Below are 19,207 nucleotides of genomic sequence, written 5' to 3'. Positions count from 1 at the left end.
CGGGGGCCGGTCGTCGAGACCGGCCCCCGCCGGGTGGCCGCGAGGCCTAGAGCATGCAGCTGACGCAGCCGTCGACCTCGGTGCCCTCGAGGGCGAGCTGGCGCAGACGGATGTAGTAGATCGTCTTGATGCCCGCGCGCCATGCGTAGATCTGGGCCTTGTTGATGTCGCGGGTCGTCGCGGTGTCCTTGAAGAACAGGGTCAGCGAGAGGCCCTGGTCGACGTGCTGCGTCGCCGCGGCGTAGGTGTCGATGATCTTCTCGGGGCCGATCTCGTACGCGTCGGTGTAGTACTCCAGGTTGTCGTTCGTCATGAACGGCGCCGGGTAGTAGACGCGGCCGAGCTTGCCTTCCTTGCGGATCTCGATCTTCGACGCGATCGGGTGGATCGACGACGTCGAGTGGTTGATGTACGAGATCGAGCCGGTCGGGGGCACCGCCTGCAGGTTCTGGTTGTACAGGCCGTGCTGCATGACGCTGGCCTTGAGCTGACGCCAATCCTCTTGCGTGGGGATCGTGACACCCGACGCGGCGAAGAGGCCGGCCGCGCGCTCGGTGCTGGGCACCCACTCCTGCTCGGTGTACTTGTCGAAGAACTCGCCCGAGGCGTACTTCGAGTCCTCGAAGCCGCCGAAGGTGACGCCGCGCTCGATCGCGATCGTGTTCGAGGCGCGCAGGGCGTGGAACAGCACCGTGTAGAAGTAGATGTTCGTGAAGTCGATCGCTTCTTCGCTGCCGTAGTGCACGCGCTCACGGGCCAGGTAGCCGTGCAGGTTCATCTGGCCGAGGCCGATGGCGTGCGACTGGTCGTTGCCGACCTCGATCGAGCGCACCGACTGGATGTGGCTCATGTCGCTGACCGCGCTGAGGCCGCGGATCGCGGTCTCGACGGTCTTGCCGAGGTCGGGGGCGTCCATCGAGAGCGCGATGTTCATCGAGCCCAGGTTGCACGAGATGTCCTTGCCGATCTCGTTGTACGACAGGTCTTCGTTGAACGTGGTCGGGGTGTTGACCTGCAGGATCTCCGAGCACAGGTTCGACATGTTGATGCGGCCCTTGATCGGGTTCGCGGCGTTGACCGTGTCCTCGAAGACGATGTAGGGGTAGCCCGACTCGAACTGGATCTCGGCGATCGTCTGGAAGAAGTCGCGCGCCTTGATCTTGGTCTTCTTGATGCGGCCGTCGGCCACCATCTCGCGGTACTTCTCGCTGATCGCGACGTCGCCGAAGGGGACGCCGTAGACCTTCTCGACGTCGTACGGCGAGAAGAGGTACATGTCCTCGTTGTTCTTCGCGAGCTCGAACGTGATGTCGGGCACGACGACGCCGAGCGACAGCGTCTTGATGCGGATCTTCTCGTCGGCGTTCTCACGCTTGGTGTCGAGGAACCGCATGATGTCGGGGTGGTGCGCGCTGAGGTACACGGCACCGGCGCCCTGGCGGGCACCCAGCTGGTTCGCGTAGCTGAAGCTGTCCTCGAGGAGCTTCATGACGGGGATGATGCCCGACGACTGGTTCTCGATCTGCTTGATCGGGGCACCGGCCTCGCGGATGTTCGACAGCGACAGGGCCACGCCGCCGCCGCGCTTCGACAGCTGCAGCGACGAGTTGATGCCGCGCGAGATCGACTCCATGTTGTCCTCGATGCGCAGCAGGAAGCAGCTGACGAGCTCGCCTCGCTGGGCCTTCGCGGTGTTGAGGAACGTGGGGGTGGCCGGCTGGAAGCGGCCGCCGATGATCTCCTCGACGAGGTCGATCGCGAGCTGCTCGTCGCCCTGGGCCAGGCCGAGGGCGGTCATCACGACTCTGTCCTCGAAGCGCTCGAGGTAGCGCTTGCCGTCGAACGTCTTGAGCGTGTACGAGGTGTAGTACTTGAACGCGCCGAGGAAGGTCTGGAACCGGAACTTCTTCGAGTAGGCCAGGTCGTTCAGGCGCTCGATGAAGGCGAAGTCGTACTGCTCGATGGTGGCGAGCTCGTAGTACTCGTTCTCGACGAGGTAGTCGAGACGCTCACGCAGGTTGTGGAAGAAGACCGTGTTCTGGTTGACGTGCTGCAGGAAGTACTGCTTCGCCGCCTCCCTGTCTTTGTCGAACTGGATCTCGCCCGACGGGCCGTACAGGTTCAGCATCGCATTGAGCGAGTGGTAGTCCATGCTCATGCCCTGCCCGGGTGCTGCGATCACTTCGAGATCGTCGACTGCTGCGTCCAAAATTCTTCCAATCCGTTCTGTACTGCTGAGACGTCGTCCGGGGTGCCGAAGACCTCGAACCGGTAGAGCAGGGGCACGGCGCACTTGGCGGCGACGATGTCGCCGGCCAGGCAGTACCCCTCTCCGAAGTTGGTGTTGCCCGCCGCGACCACGCCTCGGATGAGGCTTCGGTTGCCCTCGTCGTTGAGGAACCGGATGACCTGTTTCGGGACGGCGCCTCGGCCCTCGCCGCCGCCGTAGGTCGGCAGGACGAGAACGTAGGGGTCACGGGCGTGGAGCGGGGGCTCGGAGGGGAAGAGCGGGATGCGCTCGGCCGGCACCCCGAGCTTCTCGACGAACCGGTGCGTGTTGCCCGAGACGCTGGAGAAGTAGATGAGATGGGTCACGGTGACGACCGCCTCCTCTGCTCGTGGTGCTGTGCCTCCGGCGACGGGAACGGGCGGCGGCCTACACCCGTCACGAGGAGGCGCGGGTCAGGAGACGCGAGCGGCCAGGCCGGCGATCTTGTCGGGGCGGAAGCCGCTCCAGTGGTCGTCGTCGGCGATGACGACGGGCGCCTGCAGGTAGCCGAGCGCCTTGACGGTCTCGAGCGCGGCGTCGTCGGCGGTGACGTCGAGGACTTCGTACTCGATGCCCTTGTTGTCGAGGGCGCGGTAGGTGGCCGTGCACTGGACGCAGGACGGCTTGGTGTAGACGGTGATGGCCATGGTTTCCCCTGTGTTCTCGGGCCGACGCGGGGGTCGGACGCGGTGGTTCTGATGCGGGTCTGGGGCAGCGGGCGTAGTACCTGCGGCAACTCCTCGATACTACATCTTGTGGCCCGGACTCGGGCCCACAACTAGATGCGGTGTTACAGGCGTGTAGTTCTGTCGGGCGAGTTCTCCACAGGAGTTCCCCCAAGTTCTGCACAGATCTGGCGGAGTTGCCCCCAGGATCTGGCGGTTGTGCACATGTTCCTCCCCACCTCCGACATCGCGACGGCGTCGTCCCCAGTTCGGGGCCACGGCGTGTCGCGGCGTGTCGGGACGGGGCTGCCGGACGCGCCCGCGCCTCCGTAGACTCGACCTCTCGTGAGCACCTATTCGTCCCTCCTGAAGACCCCCGGCGTGGGGCGCATCATCGCGGCCCAGCTGACCGCGCGGTTCCCCTTCGGGATGCTCTCGCTCGCGTTCCTGCTGCACGTCGAGCACGTGCACCACTCGTACGCGGCGGCCGGGCTCGTGCTCGCCGCGACGAGCATCGGCCAGGCGATCTCCGGCCCGCTCACCAGCCGCTGGATGGGCCGCTGGGGCATGCGCCCCGTGCTGCTGCTGACGCTCAGCGTCTGCCTCGTCACGATGCTCGCGTTCACCGCGTACGACTTCTCGGTGCCCGCCTTCATGGCCCTCGGCTTCGTCACCGGCCTCAGCGTGCCGCCCGTGCAGCCCGCCGTCCGCACGATCTACCCGAAGATGGTCAACTCGTCGCAGCTGACTCCCCTCTTCTCGCTCGACGCCTCGGCCCAGGAGATCATCTGGGTCGCCGGCCCGGTCATCACCACCTTCGTCGGGACGCAGGTGGGCACCCGCGAGGCGATCTGGCTGGCCGCGCTGTTCCTCGTCGGCGGCGGCATCTGGTTCATCGCCTCGCCCGAGGTCGGCCGCGTGCGCATCCCGCGCAGCAAGCGCTCGTTCGGCAAGGTGCTCGCCCGGCCCACCGTGCTGCTCGCCACCGTCGCGGGCTTCCTCCTGATCGGCGCGTGCGCTGCGGTCGAGGCCGGCGTCGTGGCGCTCTTCGGCGAGGGCAGCGCCGACTCCGGCATCGCCCTCGCGGTCTTCGCGGCAGGGTCGCTCGTCGGCGGCCTCGCGCTCGGGCACGTGCCCGTCGGCCCGTGGGCGCTCGGCCGCCGCCTCGCGATCGTGTTCGTCGGGATGGTGCTCGCGATCTTCGCCACGGGGCTCCTGCCGATCAGCGGCGCCCTGCTCGTCGCCGGGGTCGGCATCGCGCCCGCCCTCGCCGTGATGTTCGCGATCGTCTCGTCGAGCGTCAAGTTCAGCGACACCGCCGAGGCCTACGGCTGGGCGGGCACCGGCCAGCTGATCGGCTCGGCCCTCGGCTCGGCGATCGCCGGCTTCTGGATCGACCGCATCGGCGGGCAGGGCGGCCTCGTGGTGGCCGCGGCCTTCGCGTTCGTGGGCGTGGTCGTCGGCCTCGTGTTCCACCGTGCGCTGCCCGACCTCCGCGGCCGCGACGCGAGCCCGCTGCCCGACACGGAGCCGGTCCCCGTCCAGGCCAGCTGACCGGCGCCTCCTCCTCCTCGCTCGGCCCGCGCCTCCTCGCCCCTCCCGTCATCGCGGATGGGAGGATCGGGACATGTCCGACATCACCGTCCCGTCCGTCGTCCTGTCCGACGGAGCCCGCATCCCCCAGCTCGGCCTCGGCGTCTACAAGGTCGCCGACGACGAGGCGCGCACCGTCGTCGCCACCGCCCTCGAGCTCGGGTACCGCCACGTCGACACGGCGTCGTTCTACGGCAACGAGGTCGGCGTGGGCCAGGCGCTGCGCGCCTCCGACGTGCCGCGGGACGAGGTCTTCGTCACGACCAAGGTGTGGAACACCGAGCAGGGCTTCGACGAGACGCTGCGCGCCTTCGACGCGAGCCTCGACCGCCTCGGCACCGACCACGTCGAGCTCTACCTGATCCACTGGCCGGCCCCCACGCAGGACAAGTACGTCGACACCTGGCGTGCGCTCGAGCGGATCGCCGAGGAGGGGCGGGCCCGGTCGATCGGCGTCAGCAACTTCCAGGTGCACCACCTCGAGCGTCTGCTCGGCGAGACGAGCGTCGTGCCGGTCATCGACCAGGTCGAGGCCCACCCGTGGCTGCAGCAGCACGAGCTGCGCGAGTTCTGCGCCGCCCGGGGCATCGCCGTCGAGGCCTGGTCGCCGCTCGCCCGCGGCCGCGTGCTCGACGACGCCGCGATCGGCCGGATCGCGGCGAAGCACGGGGTCGAGCCCGCCCAGGCCGTGATCCGGTGGCACCTGCAGCAGGGGCTCGTCGTCATCCCGAAGACCGTGAACGCGCTGCGGCTGGCGTCGAACCTCGACGTGTTCGGCTTCGAGCTCGACGAGGACGACCTCGCCGAGATCGCCGCGCTCGACAGCGGCGAGCGCTCCGGCTCGCACCCCGACCAGGTCGGCTGACCCTCGACAGCTCGCTGCGCGGCACAGCCGCGGCGCACCGAGGAGGCGCGGGTCGAGGGGCGGCCGCCGCTCGCGTACCGTGGTGGGCGCACATCACGAGCAAGGAGCACCCATGACGATCGTCGCCGCCGCTGACGGATCCGCCCTCGGCAACCCCGGCCCTGCCGGCTGGGCCTGGTACGTCGACGACGACCGCTGGGCCGCGGGCGGCTGGCCCCGCGCGACGAACAACCAGGGCGAGCTCACCGCCGTGCTCGAGCTGCTGCGGGCCACGGCCGGTGCCGGCGAACCGGTGCACGTCCTGTGCGACAGCCAGTACACGATCAAGGCCTGCACCGAGTGGATGCCCGGCTGGAAGCGCAAGGGCTGGCGCAAGGCCGACGGCAAGCCGGTGCTGAACGTCGAGATCCTCAAGGAGCTCGACGACGCCCTCGCAGGGCGGAAGGTCACCTTCGAGTGGGTCCGCGGCCACGTCGGGCACGAGATGAACGAGGCGGCCGACGTCCGCGCACGGGGTGCCGCCACCGCGTTCCAGAACCGCACCGAGGTGCCCTCAGGCCCCGGCTGGCCCGGCGCCCCCGTCGCGACGACGTCGCCGGTCGCGGCCCCGCCCGAGCCGCCCGCCACCCTCTTCTAGGCGCCGTGCCGCGCGCCGCGGCGCGCTACATCGAGGGGTGCGTGCTCGACAGCCCGCCGTCGACGACGAACTGCGCGCCGGTCGAGAACGCGGAGTCGTCGGAGGCGAGGTGCAGGGCGAGCCCGGCCACCTCCTCCGGCATGGCCAGCCGCCCGCGGGGGCTCATCGTGCGGAACGCGTCGAGCAGGGCGGGCTGGGCCTCGACCTGACGTCGGAACAACGCCGTGTCGGTCGGCCCGGGGTGCAGCGAGTTGATGCGGATGTCCCAGCCCTCCTGGGCGGCGTGCGCCGCACTCGAGCGGGTGAGGCCGACCAGGGCGTGCTTGCTGGCGGTGTAGGCCGCGTCGTCGCCGAAGCCGAGGAACGACGTCGCCGGCGCCAGGTTGATGATGGAGCCGCCGGACCGCTCGGGATTGGCGCGCATCTGCTCGATCGCGAACCGCGTGCCGAGCATGACGCCCGTGACGTTGACGGCGAAGACGCGGTTCCAGCTCTCGAGCTGCGTCACGTCGATCGACTGCCCCGAGACGATGCCCGCGTTGTTGACGAGCACGTCGAGGTGCCCGTAGTGGTCGGCCACCCTGTCCATCACGCGCTTCCAGTCGCCGCCGTTGGCGACGTCGTGCTGGATGAACTCCGCGCCGGCCTCGGCCGCGACGGCCGACCCGTCGAGGATGTCGGTCGCGACGACCTGCGCGCCCTCGTCGGCGAAGCGGCGGACGATGGCCTCGCCGATGCCCGAGGCGGCTCCCGTGACGATCGCGACTTTGCCGGACAGGCGAGACATGGGTCCTCCTCGGGGAGCCCGGCGACGGGTCGCCGGGGGCGGTGCACCGGAGGGTCGCTCCGGGGGTGACGGGCAGCCGTGGTCGGCCGGGCCGCCGACAACGTTACTCCTCGACGAGCCTGCCCCCGGTGCCCCCGGCGCGCTCGGAGGCCGGGCCGACGGCCGTCACGGTGACCACCGCCTCTCCGCGCTCGTCGCTCGACGCGAGGTCGACGACGGCCGAGATGCCGAAGTCGTGGTCGCCGTCGGGGTCGGCGAGGACCTGACGGACGCGCCAGACCGTCGGCAGCTGCTCGATCTGGAGCATGTGCGGCCCGCGGGCGTCGGTGTCGGTGCCGATCGTGTCGTACTCGTCGAAGTAGCGGTCGAGGGCCTGGCCCCAGCGGTCGGTGTCCCACCCCGAGGAGGCGTCGAGCTGACCCAGCCCCTCGGCGTCGTCCCGGGCCATCAGCTGCACCCGGCGGAACATCTCGTTGCGGACGGCGATGCGGAACGCGCGGTCGTTCGCCGTGAAGCGGCGGAGCACCGGCGGAACGATCTCGTCGTGGGCCTCGACCTCGCGCGGGTTGAGCATCTCCTCCCACTCGTCGAGCAGCGACGAGTCGACCTGGCGCACCAGCTCGCCGAGCCACTCGATCAGGTCGGCGAGCTCGTCGGTCTTGGCCTCGTCGGGAACGGTCTGGCGCAGGGCCCGGAACGCGTCGGAGAGGTACCGGAGCACGAGGCCCTCCGAGCGGGCGAGACCGTAGAAGGCCACGTAGTCGCCGAACGTCATCGCGCGCTCGTACAGGTCGCGCACGACCGACTTGGGGCTCAGCGCGAAGTCGCCGATCCACGGCTGGGACGCCGCGTACGTCTCGAACAGGGCCGTGAGCAGCTCGTCCAGGGGCTTCGGCCAGGTGACGCCCTCGAGCAGCTCCATGCGCTGGTCGTACTCGACGCCCTCGCGCTTCATCTCGGCCACGGCCTCGCCGCGCGCCCTGAACTGCTGCTGGGAGAGGATCGGGCGCGGGTCGTCGAGGGTCGCCTCCACGACGGAGACGACGTCGAGGGCGTAGCTCGGCGACTCCTGGTCGAGCACGTCGAAGGTCGCCAGGGCGAAGGGCGAGAGCGGCTGGTTCAGGGCGAAGTTGGCCTGGAGGTCGACCGTCAGGCGGATGGTGGGCGCGCCTCCGTCGTGGCTCGCCTCCTGCACGACGACCTCCGCGGTGCGGAGCGTGCGGTAGATCGAGATCGCCTGACGCGCCATCGCGTACTGCGCCGACCGGGGCTCGTGGTTGTCGAAGACGAGCGAGCGCACGTTCGCGAAGACGTCGCCCCCGCGGCCGATGACGTTGAGCAGCATGGCGTGGGTGATCTGCATGTGCGAGACCAGCGCCTCCGGCTCGGCGGCGATCAGCTTGTGGAAGCTGGGCTCGCCCCACGAGACGAAGCCCTCCGGCGCCTTCTTGCGGACGATCTTGCGCTTCTTCTTCGGGTCGTCGCCCGCCTTCTCGATCGCTTTCAGGTTGTCGATCTCGTGCTCCGGCGCCTGCAGCACCACGGTGCCCGACGTGTCGTAGCCCGCACGGCCGGCACGACCCGCGACCTGGTGGAACTCCCGCGCCGTCAGCTGCCGCATGCGGGTGCCGTCGAACTTCGTGAGCGCGGTGAGCAGGACCGTGCGGATCGGCACGTTGATGCCCACGCCGAGGGTGTCGGTGCCGCAGATGACGCGGAGCAGCCCCCGCTGCGCGAGCTGCTCGACGAGGCGCCGGTACTTGGGCAGCATGCCCGCGTGGTGCACGCCGATGCCCGAGCGCACCAGTCGGCTGAGGGTCTTGCCGAAGCCGGTGCTGAAGCGGAACCCGCCGATCAGCTCGGCGATCTCGTCCCGCTGCTCACGGCTGGCCACCTTGATGCTCGACAGGGCCTGCGCGCGCTCGAGCGCGGCGGCCTGCGAGAAGTGCACGACGTAGACGGGGGCCTCGCCGGTGGAGAGCAGTTCTTCGACCGTCTCCTGCACGGGGGTCTGGGCGTACGAGTAGTGCAGCGGCACCGGGCGCTCGACGCCGGTCACCCGGGCGACGGGGCGCCCGGTGCGGCGCGACAGGTCGTCGACGAGGCGCGTGACGTCGCCGAGGGTCGCCGACATGAGGAGGAACTGCGCGCGGTCGAGCAGGAGCAGCGGCACCTGCCAGGCCCAGCCGCGCGACTGGTCGCCGTAGAAGTGGAACTCGTCCATGACGACCTGGTCGACGTCGGCGTCCGAGCCGTGGCGCAGCGCGAGGTTCGCGAGGATCTCGGCGGTGCAGCAGATGATCGGTGCGTCGGCGTTGACCGACGAGTCGCCCGTCACCATGCCGACCTTCTCCGGCCCGAACAGCTCGACCAGGGCGAAGAACTTCTCGCTGACCAGGGCCTTGATGGGCGCCGTGTAGTACGTCCGTCTGCCTTGCGAGAGGGCGACGAAGTGCGCGCCTGCGGCGACCAGCGACTTGCCCGTGCCGGTCGGCGTGCTGAGCACGACCGAGGCGCCGGAGACGAGCTCCATCATCGCCTCGTCCTGCGCCGGGTACAGCGGCAGGCCCCGGCTCTCGGCCCACTCCGCGAAGTCGGCGTAGGCCGTGTCCTGGTCGTACGACTCGGGCCCCGGGTTCTCGGGCAGCAGGGCGGACAGCGGTGCGGAGGGAGCGGGCGACATGATGTGTCGATCCTGCCCCATGCCGGCGACAGCGAGGCGAGGCGGGCCGGAGGCGGTCGGCACCGGTCCGGGCACGCGGGAGGGGCGAGACGGTCGGTCCCGAGACAGCACACGCCCCCGTGGCCGAGCAGGGCTCGGGCGGAGGCGTGCGGTCGCGCCCTCGGACGAGGCCGGGCGGGATCGGATCAGGAGACCACGCTCGGTCGCACGTCGACGATGACGGGCGCGATGTGCCCCGGTAACCAGCCGGTGAGCACACTGCACTGTAGCCCGCACCTCCGCCGAGCAGTGGGGTGAACGGCGGGTGATTCATGCGTCCGACTAGAACTGGGGGCACCGACTCAGAGCGCAACGTCCGGATCGACCCTGAGCTCGTGCACCGCGTCGAGCCCGGCAGGCCGGAGGTCGTCGAGCACGGACACGGCGTCGTCGTCGTCGAGCGACCCGGTCAGGGTGACCGCCCCGTCGTCGAGCAGGACGACCCACGAGCCCGACGACGCGTCCGCGAGGACGTCGCCCCCGAGCGCCCGACCGACGACGGGACAGACGGGCGCGGCCGTCCCGCAGGGTGCGTAGGTCGCGACGTCGTCCGGGGCGACGAAGCTCAGGTCGTAGTAGGCGTCGGGACGGTCCCCCGCGACCGACCCGTCGGCACGCACGACCTCGTCCCCCGGCGACACGTACGAGTACGCGAGGTCGGCGTACTCCCCCGGCGGCGTCACCCCGCGGAGCACGTAGCCGGCGAGCGGCGAGGCAGGGGACGTGCGGGGCACGAGGACCGGCCCCGTCCAGGCCGCGTCGAAGCGAGCCTGCTCGCGGGAGGCGCCGAGCTCGCCCACGGCCAGGGTCAGCAGCAGGGCGCCGAGGCCGAGCCCGAGCACGTACCCGACCCACCGCAGACGGACGACTCCGGCCGCCGCGGCCGGGATGCTCCACAACGGCGGCACGAGGAGCCAGAGGAGAGGACCGAGGCCCACCAGCTCGATCACCGGCGCCGCGACCGAGCCGACCACACCCACCCCGAAGAACACGAGGAGGAGGGCGAGACCCGTCGAGAACAGCCCGGAGAAACGAGCGCCTCGTCGACGACCGCGGACGACGAAGAGGACGACCAGAGCAGAGACGAGGCACCCGAGGAAGACGCCGCCGGCGGCGGCGAGGACGGCCGCGCCGATGCCCTCGCCGGTGGTGGTGGAGGCGCCGGACGTGGCCGCTCCGACGACCAGGTCGGTGAGGACGGCCGCGAGGCACCCGGAGGCGAGCCCGCCTGCGACCGCCGCCAGCGATCGGCGGACGGTCAGCGTCGGTCGGTCGTCGTCGATCATCTGCGGCCCCCGTCGCTGTCGTCCTGAGATGCTAGCGCTCGGGCGGTCACCGGCGCGGGCCGTCCCGGGCCGGGCCGACGGGCTCAGCGCAGCGGGATGTGCCCGCCGAGCGTGTCGTCCACCTGCTCGACGGCGCCCTCGCGAGCGGCGTCGTCGGCGGCCGAGCCGGCGTGCTCCTCGACGGGCGCCGGGTCGTCCCCGTGCACGGCGGCCGCGTCGTGGCGAGGGTCGACGTCGTGGTCTGCGGGGTCGTGGCTCTGGGTGTCGCTCATGGGGCGCCTCCTCGTGTCGTCCGTCGCCGTGGCGGCGGAGGGGGCCGGACGGCCCCGTCCCGCACGACCGTACCCGCGGCTCCGTCGCGCACGTCCAGCGCCGACACGGTAGACAGGAGGAGGCGCACCGAGCGCCGCCCCGACCCCAGGAAGAGTGCAGACGATGTCGTCATCCACCCCGTCCCCCGCGGCCCTCCGCGTCGCCGTCACCGGAGGCAGCGGCAAGCTCGGCCGAGCCGTCGTCCGCGACCTCGCCGCCCACGGCTGGGAGGTCGTGCTGCTCGACCGCGTGCCGAGCCCCGACCCGGTCGAGGGCGTCACGTACGTGCAGGTCGACCTGTCCGACTACGGCCAGGTGCTGCAGGCGCTCACGCACGTCGACGACCGCTACGACTCGATCGACGCCGTCGTGCACCTCGGGGCGATCCCCGCGCCCGGCCTCGTGCCGAACGCGACCCTCTTCCACAACAACGTCACCGGCAGCTACAACGTGTTCGCCGCAGCCCGTGCGGCCCACATCCGCAACGTCGTCTGGGCCTCCAGCGAGACCCTGCTCGGCATCCCGTTCGACCTCGACCCGCCCTACCTGCCCCTCGACGAGGAGTACGCCGTGCGGCCCGAGTCGTCGTACTCGCTCGGCAAGGCCCTCGACGAGGAGATGGCCCGGCACTTCACCCGCTGGGACCGCCAGCTGAAGATGATCGGCCTCCGCTTCTCGAACGTCATGGACGACGGCGACTACTCGGAGTACCCCTGGGACGAGACGCCCGAGAAGAAGACGTTCAACCTCTTCTCGTACATCGACGCCCGCGACGGCGCACAGGCCGTGCGCAAGGCGCTCGAGAGCGACCTGGTCGGCTTCGAGGCGTTCATCATCGCCGCGACCGACACGGTCATGAACACGCCCACCGCCCTGCTCGCCGACCAGTTCTGGCCGACCGTCGAGCGCCGCGCCGCCGTCGAGGGCACGGACTCGCTGCTCAGCAGCGACAAGGCCCGCGACCTGCTCGGCTTCGTCCCCGAGTACAGCTGGCGCACCTGGGGCGACCGGGTCGGCAAGCAGGAGGCGGCGGCCGACGAGCAGACGGACGACGAGGCGTAGGTGCGGACACCGCCCGACGAGCTCTCAGCGCCCCTCGCTCAGCAGTAGTCCTTGAGCGTGGACGGGCCCAGGATCGCCGTCACCAGACCGTCGATGCTGTGCACGGAGGCACCGTAAGGACTGATCTCGTCTCCCGACACCTCGTCGGCACGGACCAGGTCGTAGACGAGCGAGAGGACCTCGCGGGACGGGTCCGCCGAGAAGTCGTCGGTGTACGCGGGGTCGGTCGCCTCGGCGAGGGGGGCGATCGGGTCGCCGACGGCGATGCCTCCCGGGGTCTGCAGCCGCACGCTCCGGCCGTCGTCCGTCTCGATCGACGTGTCCTTCGTCGTGAAGGTGAGCGTGCCCTCGTCGGTGTAGAGGTCGGGCGTCCCGAGGTAGGTGCCCTCGCCCCAGCCCCAGCGGGTCTGGGCCGGCTGGCAGTGGTCCTCCTCGACGCCCGCCTCCCGCGGTTCGCCGAGGGCCCGCGTCAGCAGGGCGACGGCCTCGTCGAGCGGCAGGGCGACGACGTCGAGCGAGGCCAGCTCGACCTCCCCCTGCCGCAGCGACAACCCGGCTGCCGTCACCACGATCGTGTCGACCGACGCGAGCGCGTCAGGAGCGGGAGCGGGCGTGGCCGTCGCCTCGGCGGGGGCCGGGGTCGACGCCGCCGCCGTGGCCGTCGCGCGCGGGGTCGCGTCCCCGTCGCCCGCCTCGCCCGGCGCGGCGCCCGACGCGCACCCCGCCACCGTCATCGTCGCCACCAGCACGGCCGTAGCCGCCCACAGTCCCCCGCGTGTCCTCATGCCCGTCACCGTATCGACCGGCGCCCCCGAACGGCGTCGGCCTGGAGGATGACGGAAGCTCATCCTCCAGGGGCGATCAGGCGCGGAGCATCCCCGTCGTCACGAGCTCGCGCACCCGGGGCAGCAGCTCGGCCGCGAGCGCGACCTCGTCGGCCTCGAGCAGGTGGGCGAGCGCGCCCACGATCGCGCCGACGCTGAGCTCGCCGTCGCAGGCGCCCACCAGCGCCGAGAGGGCCGTGCCCGACTCGACCGACCGGGCGAAGCCGCCTCCCTGCCTCAGCGTGATGACCGTGGGGTCGTCGTTGCCGGGCCAGTAGTGCCGCTCCTCCGTGACGTCGCCAGCGACCGTGAGGCGGGCGCCCAGCAGGGCGTCGTCGTCGAGCGAGCGGAGCAGGTCGACGGCGTCGAGCGTCGCCCCGAGGTGCCGACCGAGGCCGACGTCGTTCGAGCCGAGGCCCCCGAGGAGGCGCTCCGTGCGGACCACGGGCTCCGTCGCCGCGCCGAGCGGTCGCCTCAGGGTCACGTAGCCGAAGCCGACCTCGACGACGCCCCGCTGCTCGAAGTCGCCGAGCCAGGCCTCGTAGAGCCGCTCGAAGTCGGCGGTGCCCGCACGGGTGCCGCCGTCGCGGATCCAGGTCTCGGCGTAGGCGGCCGGGTCCTGCAGCTCGCGCTCGACCACCCACACGTCGAGCGGGACGCCGCCGCGGGCGACCCAGTCGGCCACGGAGTACGCCCCGCGCTTCCCGGCAGCCGCGTCCGCCCCTCCTGTCTCCCAGTTGCCGAGCAGCTGCGCGACGCCTCCGGGCGTCAGGTGGGCGCCGACCTGCGACACGACGGACGCGACGAGGTCGTCGCCGACCATGCCGCCGTCGCGGTACTCGTACTCGGGGACGCCCTCGGCCCGGGGCGTGATGACGAAGGGCGGGTTCGAGACGACATGGTCGAAGAGCTCGCCCTCGACGGGCTCGAAGAGGCTGCCGAGCCGGAACTCGATGCCGTCGACGAGGTTGAGGGCGGCGTTGAAGGCCGCGAAGTCGAGGGCGCGCTGCGAGATGTCGGTGGCGACGACCCTGCGGGCGTGCCGGGCGACGTGCAGCGCCTGGATGCCGCAGCCCGTGCCGAGGTCGAGCGCGCTGTCGACGGTGCGCGGGATCATCAGCCCGGCCAGCGTCGCCGACGCCCCGCCGACCCCCAGCACGTGGTCCTCGCGGAGCGCGCCCCCGAGGGCCAGCTCGCCGAGGTCGGAGGCGATCCACCAGCTGGCCTCGCCGGACGCGTCGACGAACGCGTACGGCCGCAGGTCGACCAGCGCGCGCACCTCGTCGCCGGAGACCTCGAGCAGGCCTAGCGCTGCGGCGCCTGCCGTCCCCAGGGTCGGCAGCGCCGCCTCCACGCCGGTGAGCGGCTGCGGCCATCCCAGGATGAACAGCGACGCCAGCGTCGCGGCCGGACGGAGCGACGGCACACGGGAGGCGCTCCTCACGAGCGCACGACGGGCCGCGACGCGCTCTCCCCGGAACAGCGCCGCACCGGCGCTCGCGCCCCAGGCGTCGGGCCCCGTCAGACGGTCGACCGTGAAGTCGGAGGACGCGAGGTCGGCCCGGAGGCGCGCGAGCAGGTCGGGATCACGGGAGTCGAAGGGCACGCCTCCATCTTCGCCGACGCGCGGTCGAGCTGCCTGCACCCTCGGCGGCCCCGGGAGACAGGAGTGCCGCCCGCCCCGGAGGGCGAGCGGCACGGATGCTGCGTCGAGCTGTCGTCAGCTCTGGTAGACGATCGAGTCGTACTCGAACGGGCCGGGGCTGAGCTCCAGGATCAGCTGAGCGGGGTCGGCGACCGAGAAGGCGCTGCGCCACGTGACCGACTGGCCGGCGGGGACGGTGGTGCTGGGCTGGTCGAGCGACTGGTCGGAGTCGTAGACGCTCGACGCCTCGACGCCGCTGGAGGCGACGGACGGGTACGCCAGGGTCGGGTCGAAGTTCGCGTCCGTGCCGTTGGTGATCGTGATCGTGAACACGACGTTCGCGGCCTGGTCCGCACCGGCGGCGTACTCGCTGGGGGTGAAGGTCTCGGGCGCGGAGACGGTGACGGCGAGGCCGTCGTCGTAGGTGACCGTCTCGCCGAACGCCACGTTCTCGGTGGTCGTCTCGGCGGCGTCGTCCTCGGCCTCGGCGGCGGGCGACTGCGAGACGGACGTCGACTCGAGGGACTCGTTGATCTGGGTGATCGCCGAGGCGGCGGCGATGAACGTGACGATCGTGACGATGACGGAGATCACGAGGGCGAGGGCCGAGACGGCCGTGCCGATGATCGCGAGGAGGCGCGAACCGCGCTTCTTGACGAGGGCGACGACGCCGAGGACGAGTCCCACGAGCGCCAGGATCCCGCCGAGGAAGATCCAGGACAGGACCAGGCCGACGCCGCCGACCACGACGGAGGCGATCGCGAGGCCGTTGCCTCCGGTGTTCTGGGGCGCGGTGGGGGGCGGGCCGTAGGCAGGAGCCTGGTACGGGTAGCCCGCCGGAGGCGCGCCGGCACCCGGAGCGGAGTGGTCGGGCTGGTAGTTCGGCTGGTGAGGATCGGAGGGAGGCTGCGGAATGCTCATTTCTAAGAGTATGCCGTGAATTTGACACACCCATGGACCCCCGTTGGGGGCGACCCCGACACGACGAAGGCCCTCCCGTCGGGGAGGGCCTTCGTGGTGCGATCGTGGTGGAGCTAAGGGGATTCGAACCCCTGACCTTCTCATTGCGAACGAGACGCGCTACCAACTGCGCCATAGCCCCAGACCTGCTCCGCAACGATAGCACCCGAGGAGGCGCCGGTCCGAATCGACGCGACGCCCGCCTCCTCGAGGCGGCTCAGACCGCGCGGCGTCGCTCGAGCGCCTCGTCGAGGCGGAAGCTCGGCTCGCCGAGGTCGTCGACGATGCCCATGCGCGCGAAGCGGCTGGGGGCGGCGGGAGGCGCCGGCGGGGAGTCAGCCGCCGGCTGCGCGGCGGGCACCCTCGGCGTCGCGGGCGCCGGCACCGCCCGGGGTGCGGAGAGGGCCGCCTCGGCTCGAGCGGCCTCGCGCAGCGCCTGGTGCTGTGCCCGCTGGGACTCCCTCAGCGCCTGGACGGAGCGTTCCGACTGACGTCGCAGGTCCTCCGCGGGCGACTCCGCGGCGGGAGCCGACGCCGCCGCCACGACTCCGGACCGGGCGACAGGGCGCTGCCGTCCGCGGCGCAGGTACAGGGGCGTGGGCACGGGGACCGGGGTCCACTCCCTCGACTCGGCCTCGACCTCTGCCTCGGGGTCGCCGAGCGACGAGGAGAAGTCCTTCAGGGGCTGGCCGACGCGAGGAGCGGAGGCGACCTGACGCCGCGCCCGCGCCCGCGACACCGCGGCGAGCTGGGCGAGCATGGCGACCGCCCCGGCCCCGAAGGCGAGCCCCGCGATCGAGGCGACCCAGAACGAGGTCGCGATGCCCGCGACGATCGCGACGACGCCGAGCACGAGCACGACGGTCGAGACGAGACGCGAACGACGGAGGCGGCGGGCGGCCAGCGCGGGATCGTGGTCGGCGGCACGGAGCACGGGTGCCGCTGCGGCCAGTTCACGGGTGACGGCACGCTGACGAGCGGCCTCGTGGGCCCGGCGGAGGGCCTCCCGCTTCGTCTCCTCGCGAGCGAGGATGCGCTGGGCGTCGGCCACGGACCGGGCGTTGGCCTCGATCCGCACCTCCTCGGGCAGCTCGGCCGTCTGGGCGAGGATGCGGAGGGTCTGCTGCAGGCGGACGGCGTTGCGCTCGGTGGCCAGGTACTCGCGGCGGCGCTGCCAGGTGGGCACGAGGTAGACGAGCCAGAGCACGGCGACGAGCGCCAGCACGAGGCCCCCGCCCCACGACCCGATGTCCATGCTGACGAGGGTATGAGCGGGGGCACGGCGCGTCGGCCATGTCGCGGGGTGTGTCTCACCCAGTTCTGCGCGGATCCAGGCCAGATCTGGGCAGATCTCCCGCGGACCGGCCTAGAGCGGCAGCTGCCGCTCGGCCTCCGCGAGCGCGTCGGGCGGCACGCTGCCCTGGCCGGCCGGGACCGTGCCCGACCGCCACCGGTGCAGGACGCCCTCGGGCACCTCCTCGGCCACCAGCGCGAAGCAGAAGTGGTCGCGCCACATGCCGTTGATGTGGATGTAGCGGCGCCGGAGCCCCTCGTAGCGGAAGCCGAGCTTCTCGACCACGCGGAGGCTCGGACCGTTCTCGGGGCGGATGCAGATCTCCATCCGGTGCAGGCCGAGGGCACGGAAGCAGTGGTCGGTGGCCAGCGCGACCGCGATCGGGGTCGCGTCGTTGCCAGCTGCCGACTGCGTGACCCAGTAGCCGATCGTCGCCGAGCCGAGCGAGCCGTAGGTGATGCCGCTGACGTTGAGCTGCCCGACGAAACGGCCGTCGAGCTCGATCGCGAACGGCAGGCCGAGACCGGCGCGGGCGTTCACCTGGAGGGAACGGATGCTGCCGCGGACGTCGTGGCTCGTGAACCCGTTCGGGTTGGTGGCCTCCCACTGCCGGAGCCACGAGCGGTTCTCGGCCAGTGCCTGGTCGAGGTCGCGGGTGTCACGTAGGCGGAGAGGCCGGATGACGACCCGCCCCTCCGCCAGCGTGGGGATGCTGCTCACGTGGTGGTCGCCTACTCCAGCCCTGCCGTGAACTCCTTGAGCCACGGGCGGAGCTCGTCGCCGAGGTCCTCCCGGTCGCTCGCGAGCTGCACGATGGCCTTGATGTAGTCGAGCTTGTCGCCCGTGTCGTACCGACGGCCGCGGAACACGACGCCGTACACGCCGCCGGTCCACTCCTCAGCGCCGGCCATCTTCATCAACGCGTCGGTCAGCTGGATCTCGCCGCCCTTGCCCGGCTCCTGCTTCTCGAGCACGTCGAAGACCTCGGGACGGATGACGTAGCGACCGATGATGGCCAGGTTAGAGGGCGACTCGCCCTGTGCCGGCTTCTCGACCAGGCCGGTGACCTTGACGACGTCGTCCTCGTCGGTCTCCTCGACCGTGGCGATGCCGTAGAGGTGGGTCTGCGAGGGGTCGACCTCGAGCAGGGCGATCACGGTCGCGTTCTTCTGCCCCTGCACCTCGACCATGCGCGTCAGCAGCGGGTCGCGGGCGTCGATGATGTCGTCGCCGAGCAGGACGGCGAACGGCTCACGGCCCACGTGCATCTTGGCGCGGAGCACCGCGTGGCCGAGGCCCAGCGGGTCGCCCTGGCGCACGTAGTGCATGTCGGCCAGGTCGGTCGACTGGTTGACCTTGGCGAGCTTGTCGTGGTCGCCCTTCTTCTTCAGGGTCTCCTCGAGCTCGGACACGTGGTCGAAGTGGTTCTCGAGGGCGTTCTTGTTGCGCCCGGTGATCATGAGGACGTCGGTGAGGCCCGCGTTCACGGCCTCCTCGACGACGTACTGGATCGCCGGCTTGTCGACGACGGGGAGCATCTCCTTCGGCATTGCTTTGGTCGCGGGGAGGAATCGGGTACCCAGGCCGGCGGCGGGGATGACTGCTTTGCTGATCGTGAAGCCCATGCCGCTCAGCGTATCCACCCGCGGCGTTCCGCGGGGGGCACATTTCGTGCCCGTACCATCGGGGACATGACGGACGAGGTCGGCAACGCCAAGCGCGCACTCCGGGCGGAGCTGCGACAGCGGCGCCGCAACCAGGGCGACCACGCTCGTGACCAGGCGACCGCGGGCCTGACGAGGCACCTGGTCGACCTCGCGTCGGGGCTGTCCGTGCGGTCGGTGTCGGCCTACCTCTCCACCGCGGACGAGCCGAACACCCGCCCGTTCCTCAACTGGGCCTACGAGAACGACGTCCGCGTCCTGTTCCCCATCTCCCGTCCCGACGGGCTGCTCGACTGGGCCGTCGGCGACGGCGAGACGGAGACGCTCGGCCTATTCGACCTGCCCGAGCCGGTCGGCGAGGTGCTCAGCCCGATGGCGATCAACGACGTCGACCTCATCATCGTGCCGGCCGCCTCCATCGACCACACGGGCATGCGGATGGGCTGGGGCCGCGGCTACTTCGACAAGACCCTCGGATCCATGGAGAAGCGACCGCCGGTCTATGCTGTGGTGTTCGATTCCGAGTACGTGGAGCAGGTGCCGCGCGAGCGTCACGACCAGCCCGTCGACGGCGTCGTCACGCCCAGCGGCATCCACGAGTTCTGAGCTCGCAGGCCGCCTC

The 19,207-nt window shown here is 71.2% G+C and carries 18 protein-coding genes and 1 tRNA gene; 5 read left to right on the top strand and 14 right to left on the bottom strand.

Annotation, left to right across the window (positions count from 1 at the left end):
• Nucleotides 1–46 precede the first annotated feature (46 nt).
• The 3 genes from nrdE to nrdH all read right to left on the bottom strand — a co-directional run bounded on the left by nrdE (nt 47) and on the right by nrdH (nt 2,916).
• Complete coding sequence (gene nrdE / locus IFT90_RS03715) at nt 47–2,152, bottom strand: class 1b ribonucleoside-diphosphate reductase subunit alpha (RefSeq protein ID WP_192041417.1); 2,106 nt, start codon at nt 2,150–2,152, stop codon at nt 47–49.
• A gap of 26 nt (nt 2,153–2,178) precedes the next feature.
• Complete coding sequence (gene nrdI / locus IFT90_RS03710) at nt 2,179–2,595, bottom strand: class Ib ribonucleoside-diphosphate reductase assembly flavoprotein NrdI (RefSeq protein WP_192041014.1); 417 nt, start codon at nt 2,593–2,595, stop codon at nt 2,179–2,181.
• 87 nt (nt 2,596–2,682) lie between these two features.
• Entirely contained in the window at nt 2,683–2,916 is a 234-nt protein-coding gene (gene nrdH, locus IFT90_RS03705; protein WP_123547992.1) for a glutaredoxin-like protein NrdH, read from the bottom strand.
• Between the two features lie 363 nt (nt 2,917–3,279).
• Between nrdH and IFT90_RS03700 the strand changes: the two genes are divergently transcribed.
• From IFT90_RS03700 to IFT90_RS03690, 3 genes are all read left to right on the top strand, one after another.
• A complete protein-coding gene (locus IFT90_RS03700) occupies nt 3,280–4,488 on the top strand; it encodes an MFS transporter (RefSeq protein ID WP_146903824.1) in 1,209 nt (402 codons plus the stop codon).
• A 73-nt stretch (nt 4,489–4,561) separates the two neighbouring features.
• Entirely contained in the window at nt 4,562–5,392 is an 831-nt protein-coding gene (locus IFT90_RS03695) for an aldo/keto reductase (protein ID WP_192041013.1), read from the top strand.
• A 112-nt stretch (nt 5,393–5,504) separates the two neighbouring features.
• A complete protein-coding gene (locus tag IFT90_RS03690; protein WP_192041012.1) occupies nt 5,505–6,029 on the top strand; it encodes a ribonuclease H in 525 nt (174 codons plus the stop codon).
• A 25-nt stretch (nt 6,030–6,054) separates the two neighbouring features.
• Here the strand turns inward: IFT90_RS03690 and IFT90_RS03685 are convergent, their stop codons facing one another.
• The 4 genes from IFT90_RS03685 to IFT90_RS03670 all read right to left on the bottom strand — a co-directional run bounded on the left by IFT90_RS03685 (nt 6,055) and on the right by IFT90_RS03670 (nt 11,096).
• Nucleotides 6,055–6,816 (bottom strand): SDR family oxidoreductase, encoded by a 762-nt coding sequence (locus tag IFT90_RS03685; protein ID WP_123547988.1) that lies wholly within the window; start codon nt 6,814–6,816, stop codon nt 6,055–6,057.
• Between the two features lie 103 nt (nt 6,817–6,919).
• Nucleotides 6,920–9,499, bottom strand: a complete 2,580-nt coding sequence (locus IFT90_RS03680) for an RNA helicase (protein ID WP_192041011.1) — start codon at nt 9,497–9,499, stop codon at nt 6,920–6,922.
• Nucleotides 9,500–9,840: 341 nt separating this feature from the next.
• The gene (locus tag IFT90_RS03675) at nt 9,841–10,824 is read right to left on the bottom strand and encodes a hypothetical protein (protein WP_192041010.1); all 984 of its coding nucleotides are present in this window, start codon (nt 10,822–10,824) and stop codon (nt 9,841–9,843) included.
• An 83-nt stretch (nt 10,825–10,907) separates the two neighbouring features.
• Nucleotides 10,908–11,096: a hypothetical protein gene (locus IFT90_RS03670; protein WP_192041009.1), complete on the bottom strand. Its 189-nt coding sequence runs from the start codon at nt 11,094–11,096 to the stop codon at nt 10,908–10,910.
• A gap of 163 nt (nt 11,097–11,259) precedes the next feature.
• Here IFT90_RS03670 and IFT90_RS03665 point away from each other — a divergent pair, with 163 nt between their 5' ends.
• A complete protein-coding gene (locus tag IFT90_RS03665) occupies nt 11,260–12,198 on the top strand; it encodes an NAD(P)-dependent oxidoreductase (protein ID WP_192041008.1) in 939 nt (312 codons plus the stop codon).
• Nucleotides 12,199–12,236: 38 nt separating this feature from the next.
• Here the strand turns inward: IFT90_RS03665 and IFT90_RS03660 are convergent, their stop codons facing one another.
• From IFT90_RS03660 to galU, 7 genes are all read right to left on the bottom strand, one after another.
• On the bottom strand, nt 12,237–12,983 hold the full coding sequence (locus IFT90_RS03660) for a hypothetical protein (RefSeq protein ID WP_192041007.1): 747 nt from the start codon (nt 12,981–12,983) through the stop codon (nt 12,237–12,239).
• A 76-nt stretch (nt 12,984–13,059) separates the two neighbouring features.
• Nucleotides 13,060–14,628, bottom strand: a complete 1,569-nt coding sequence (locus IFT90_RS03655; protein ID WP_192041006.1) for a methyltransferase — start codon at nt 14,626–14,628, stop codon at nt 13,060–13,062.
• A 114-nt stretch (nt 14,629–14,742) separates the two neighbouring features.
• A complete protein-coding gene (locus IFT90_RS03650) occupies nt 14,743–15,588 on the bottom strand; it encodes a DUF4190 domain-containing protein (RefSeq protein ID WP_192041005.1) in 846 nt (281 codons plus the stop codon).
• Between the two features lie 105 nt (nt 15,589–15,693).
• Nucleotides 15,694–15,769, bottom strand: a tRNA-Ala gene (locus IFT90_RS03645).
• 75 nt (nt 15,770–15,844) lie between these two features.
• A complete protein-coding gene (locus IFT90_RS03640) occupies nt 15,845–16,882 on the bottom strand; it encodes a DUF3040 domain-containing protein (protein WP_192041004.1) in 1,038 nt (345 codons plus the stop codon).
• 111 nt (nt 16,883–16,993) lie between these two features.
• Complete coding sequence (locus IFT90_RS03635) at nt 16,994–17,641, bottom strand: GNAT family N-acetyltransferase (protein WP_192041003.1); 648 nt, start codon at nt 17,639–17,641, stop codon at nt 16,994–16,996.
• Nucleotides 17,642–17,652: 11 nt separating this feature from the next.
• A complete protein-coding gene (gene galU, locus IFT90_RS03630; protein WP_133738421.1) occupies nt 17,653–18,546 on the bottom strand; it encodes a UTP--glucose-1-phosphate uridylyltransferase GalU in 894 nt (297 codons plus the stop codon).
• A gap of 66 nt (nt 18,547–18,612) precedes the next feature.
• Here galU and IFT90_RS03625 point away from each other — a divergent pair, with 66 nt between their 5' ends.
• The gene (locus IFT90_RS03625) at nt 18,613–19,191 is read left to right on the top strand and encodes a 5-formyltetrahydrofolate cyclo-ligase (RefSeq protein ID WP_192041002.1); all 579 of its coding nucleotides are present in this window, start codon (nt 18,613–18,615) and stop codon (nt 19,189–19,191) included.
• Nucleotides 19,192–19,207: the final 16 nt, after the last annotated feature.

The organism is Frigoribacterium sp. CFBP 8766 (assembly GCF_014841435.1).
Classification (GTDB): Bacteria; Actinomycetota; Actinomycetes; order Actinomycetales; family Microbacteriaceae; genus Frigoribacterium.
The sequence above is the reverse complement of the archived record's forward strand: the minus strand, read 5'-3'. Positions and strand labels throughout refer to the sequence as shown.

What these genes read in the sequence shown, in the direction of transcription:
- nrdE (WP_192041417.1), bottom strand. Translation starts at nt 2,152, where the DNA reads ATGGACTACCACTCGCTCAATGCGATGCTGAACCTGTACGGCCCGTCG.
- nrdH (WP_123547992.1), bottom strand. Translation starts at nt 2,916, where the DNA reads ATGGCCATCACCGTCTACACCAAGCCGTCCTGCGTCCAGTGCACGGCC.
- IFT90_RS03695 (WP_192041013.1), top strand. Translation starts at nt 4,562, where the DNA reads ATGTCCGACATCACCGTCCCGTCCGTCGTCCTGTCCGACGGAGCCCGC.
- IFT90_RS03690 (WP_192041012.1), top strand. Translation starts at nt 5,505, where the DNA reads ATGACGATCGTCGCCGCCGCTGACGGATCCGCCCTCGGCAACCCCGGC.
- IFT90_RS03685 (WP_123547988.1), bottom strand. Translation starts at nt 6,816, where the DNA reads ATGTCTCGCCTGTCCGGCAAAGTCGCGATCGTCACGGGAGCCGCCTCG.
- IFT90_RS03680 (WP_192041011.1), bottom strand. Translation starts at nt 9,499, where the DNA reads ATGTCGCCCGCTCCCTCCGCACCGCTGTCCGCCCTGCTGCCCGAGAAC.
- IFT90_RS03675 (WP_192041010.1), bottom strand. Translation starts at nt 10,824, where the DNA reads ATGATCGACGACGACCGACCGACGCTGACCGTCCGCCGATCGCTGGCG.
- IFT90_RS03670 (WP_192041009.1), bottom strand. Translation starts at nt 11,096, where the DNA reads ATGAGCGACACCCAGAGCCACGACCCCGCAGACCACGACGTCGACCCT.
- IFT90_RS03665 (WP_192041008.1), top strand. Translation starts at nt 11,260, where the DNA reads ATGTCGTCATCCACCCCGTCCCCCGCGGCCCTCCGCGTCGCCGTCACC.
- IFT90_RS03660 (WP_192041007.1), bottom strand. Translation starts at nt 12,983, where the DNA reads ATGAGGACACGCGGGGGACTGTGGGCGGCTACGGCCGTGCTGGTGGCG.
- IFT90_RS03650 (WP_192041005.1), bottom strand. Translation starts at nt 15,588, where the DNA reads ATGAGCATTCCGCAGCCTCCCTCCGATCCTCACCAGCCGAACTACCAG.
- IFT90_RS03640 (WP_192041004.1), bottom strand. Translation starts at nt 16,882, where the DNA reads ATGGACATCGGGTCGTGGGGCGGGGGCCTCGTGCTGGCGCTCGTCGCC.
- galU (WP_133738421.1), bottom strand. Translation starts at nt 18,546, where the DNA reads ATGGGCTTCACGATCAGCAAAGCAGTCATCCCCGCCGCCGGCCTGGGT.
- IFT90_RS03625 (WP_192041002.1), top strand. Translation starts at nt 18,613, where the DNA reads ATGACGGACGAGGTCGGCAACGCCAAGCGCGCACTCCGGGCGGAGCTG.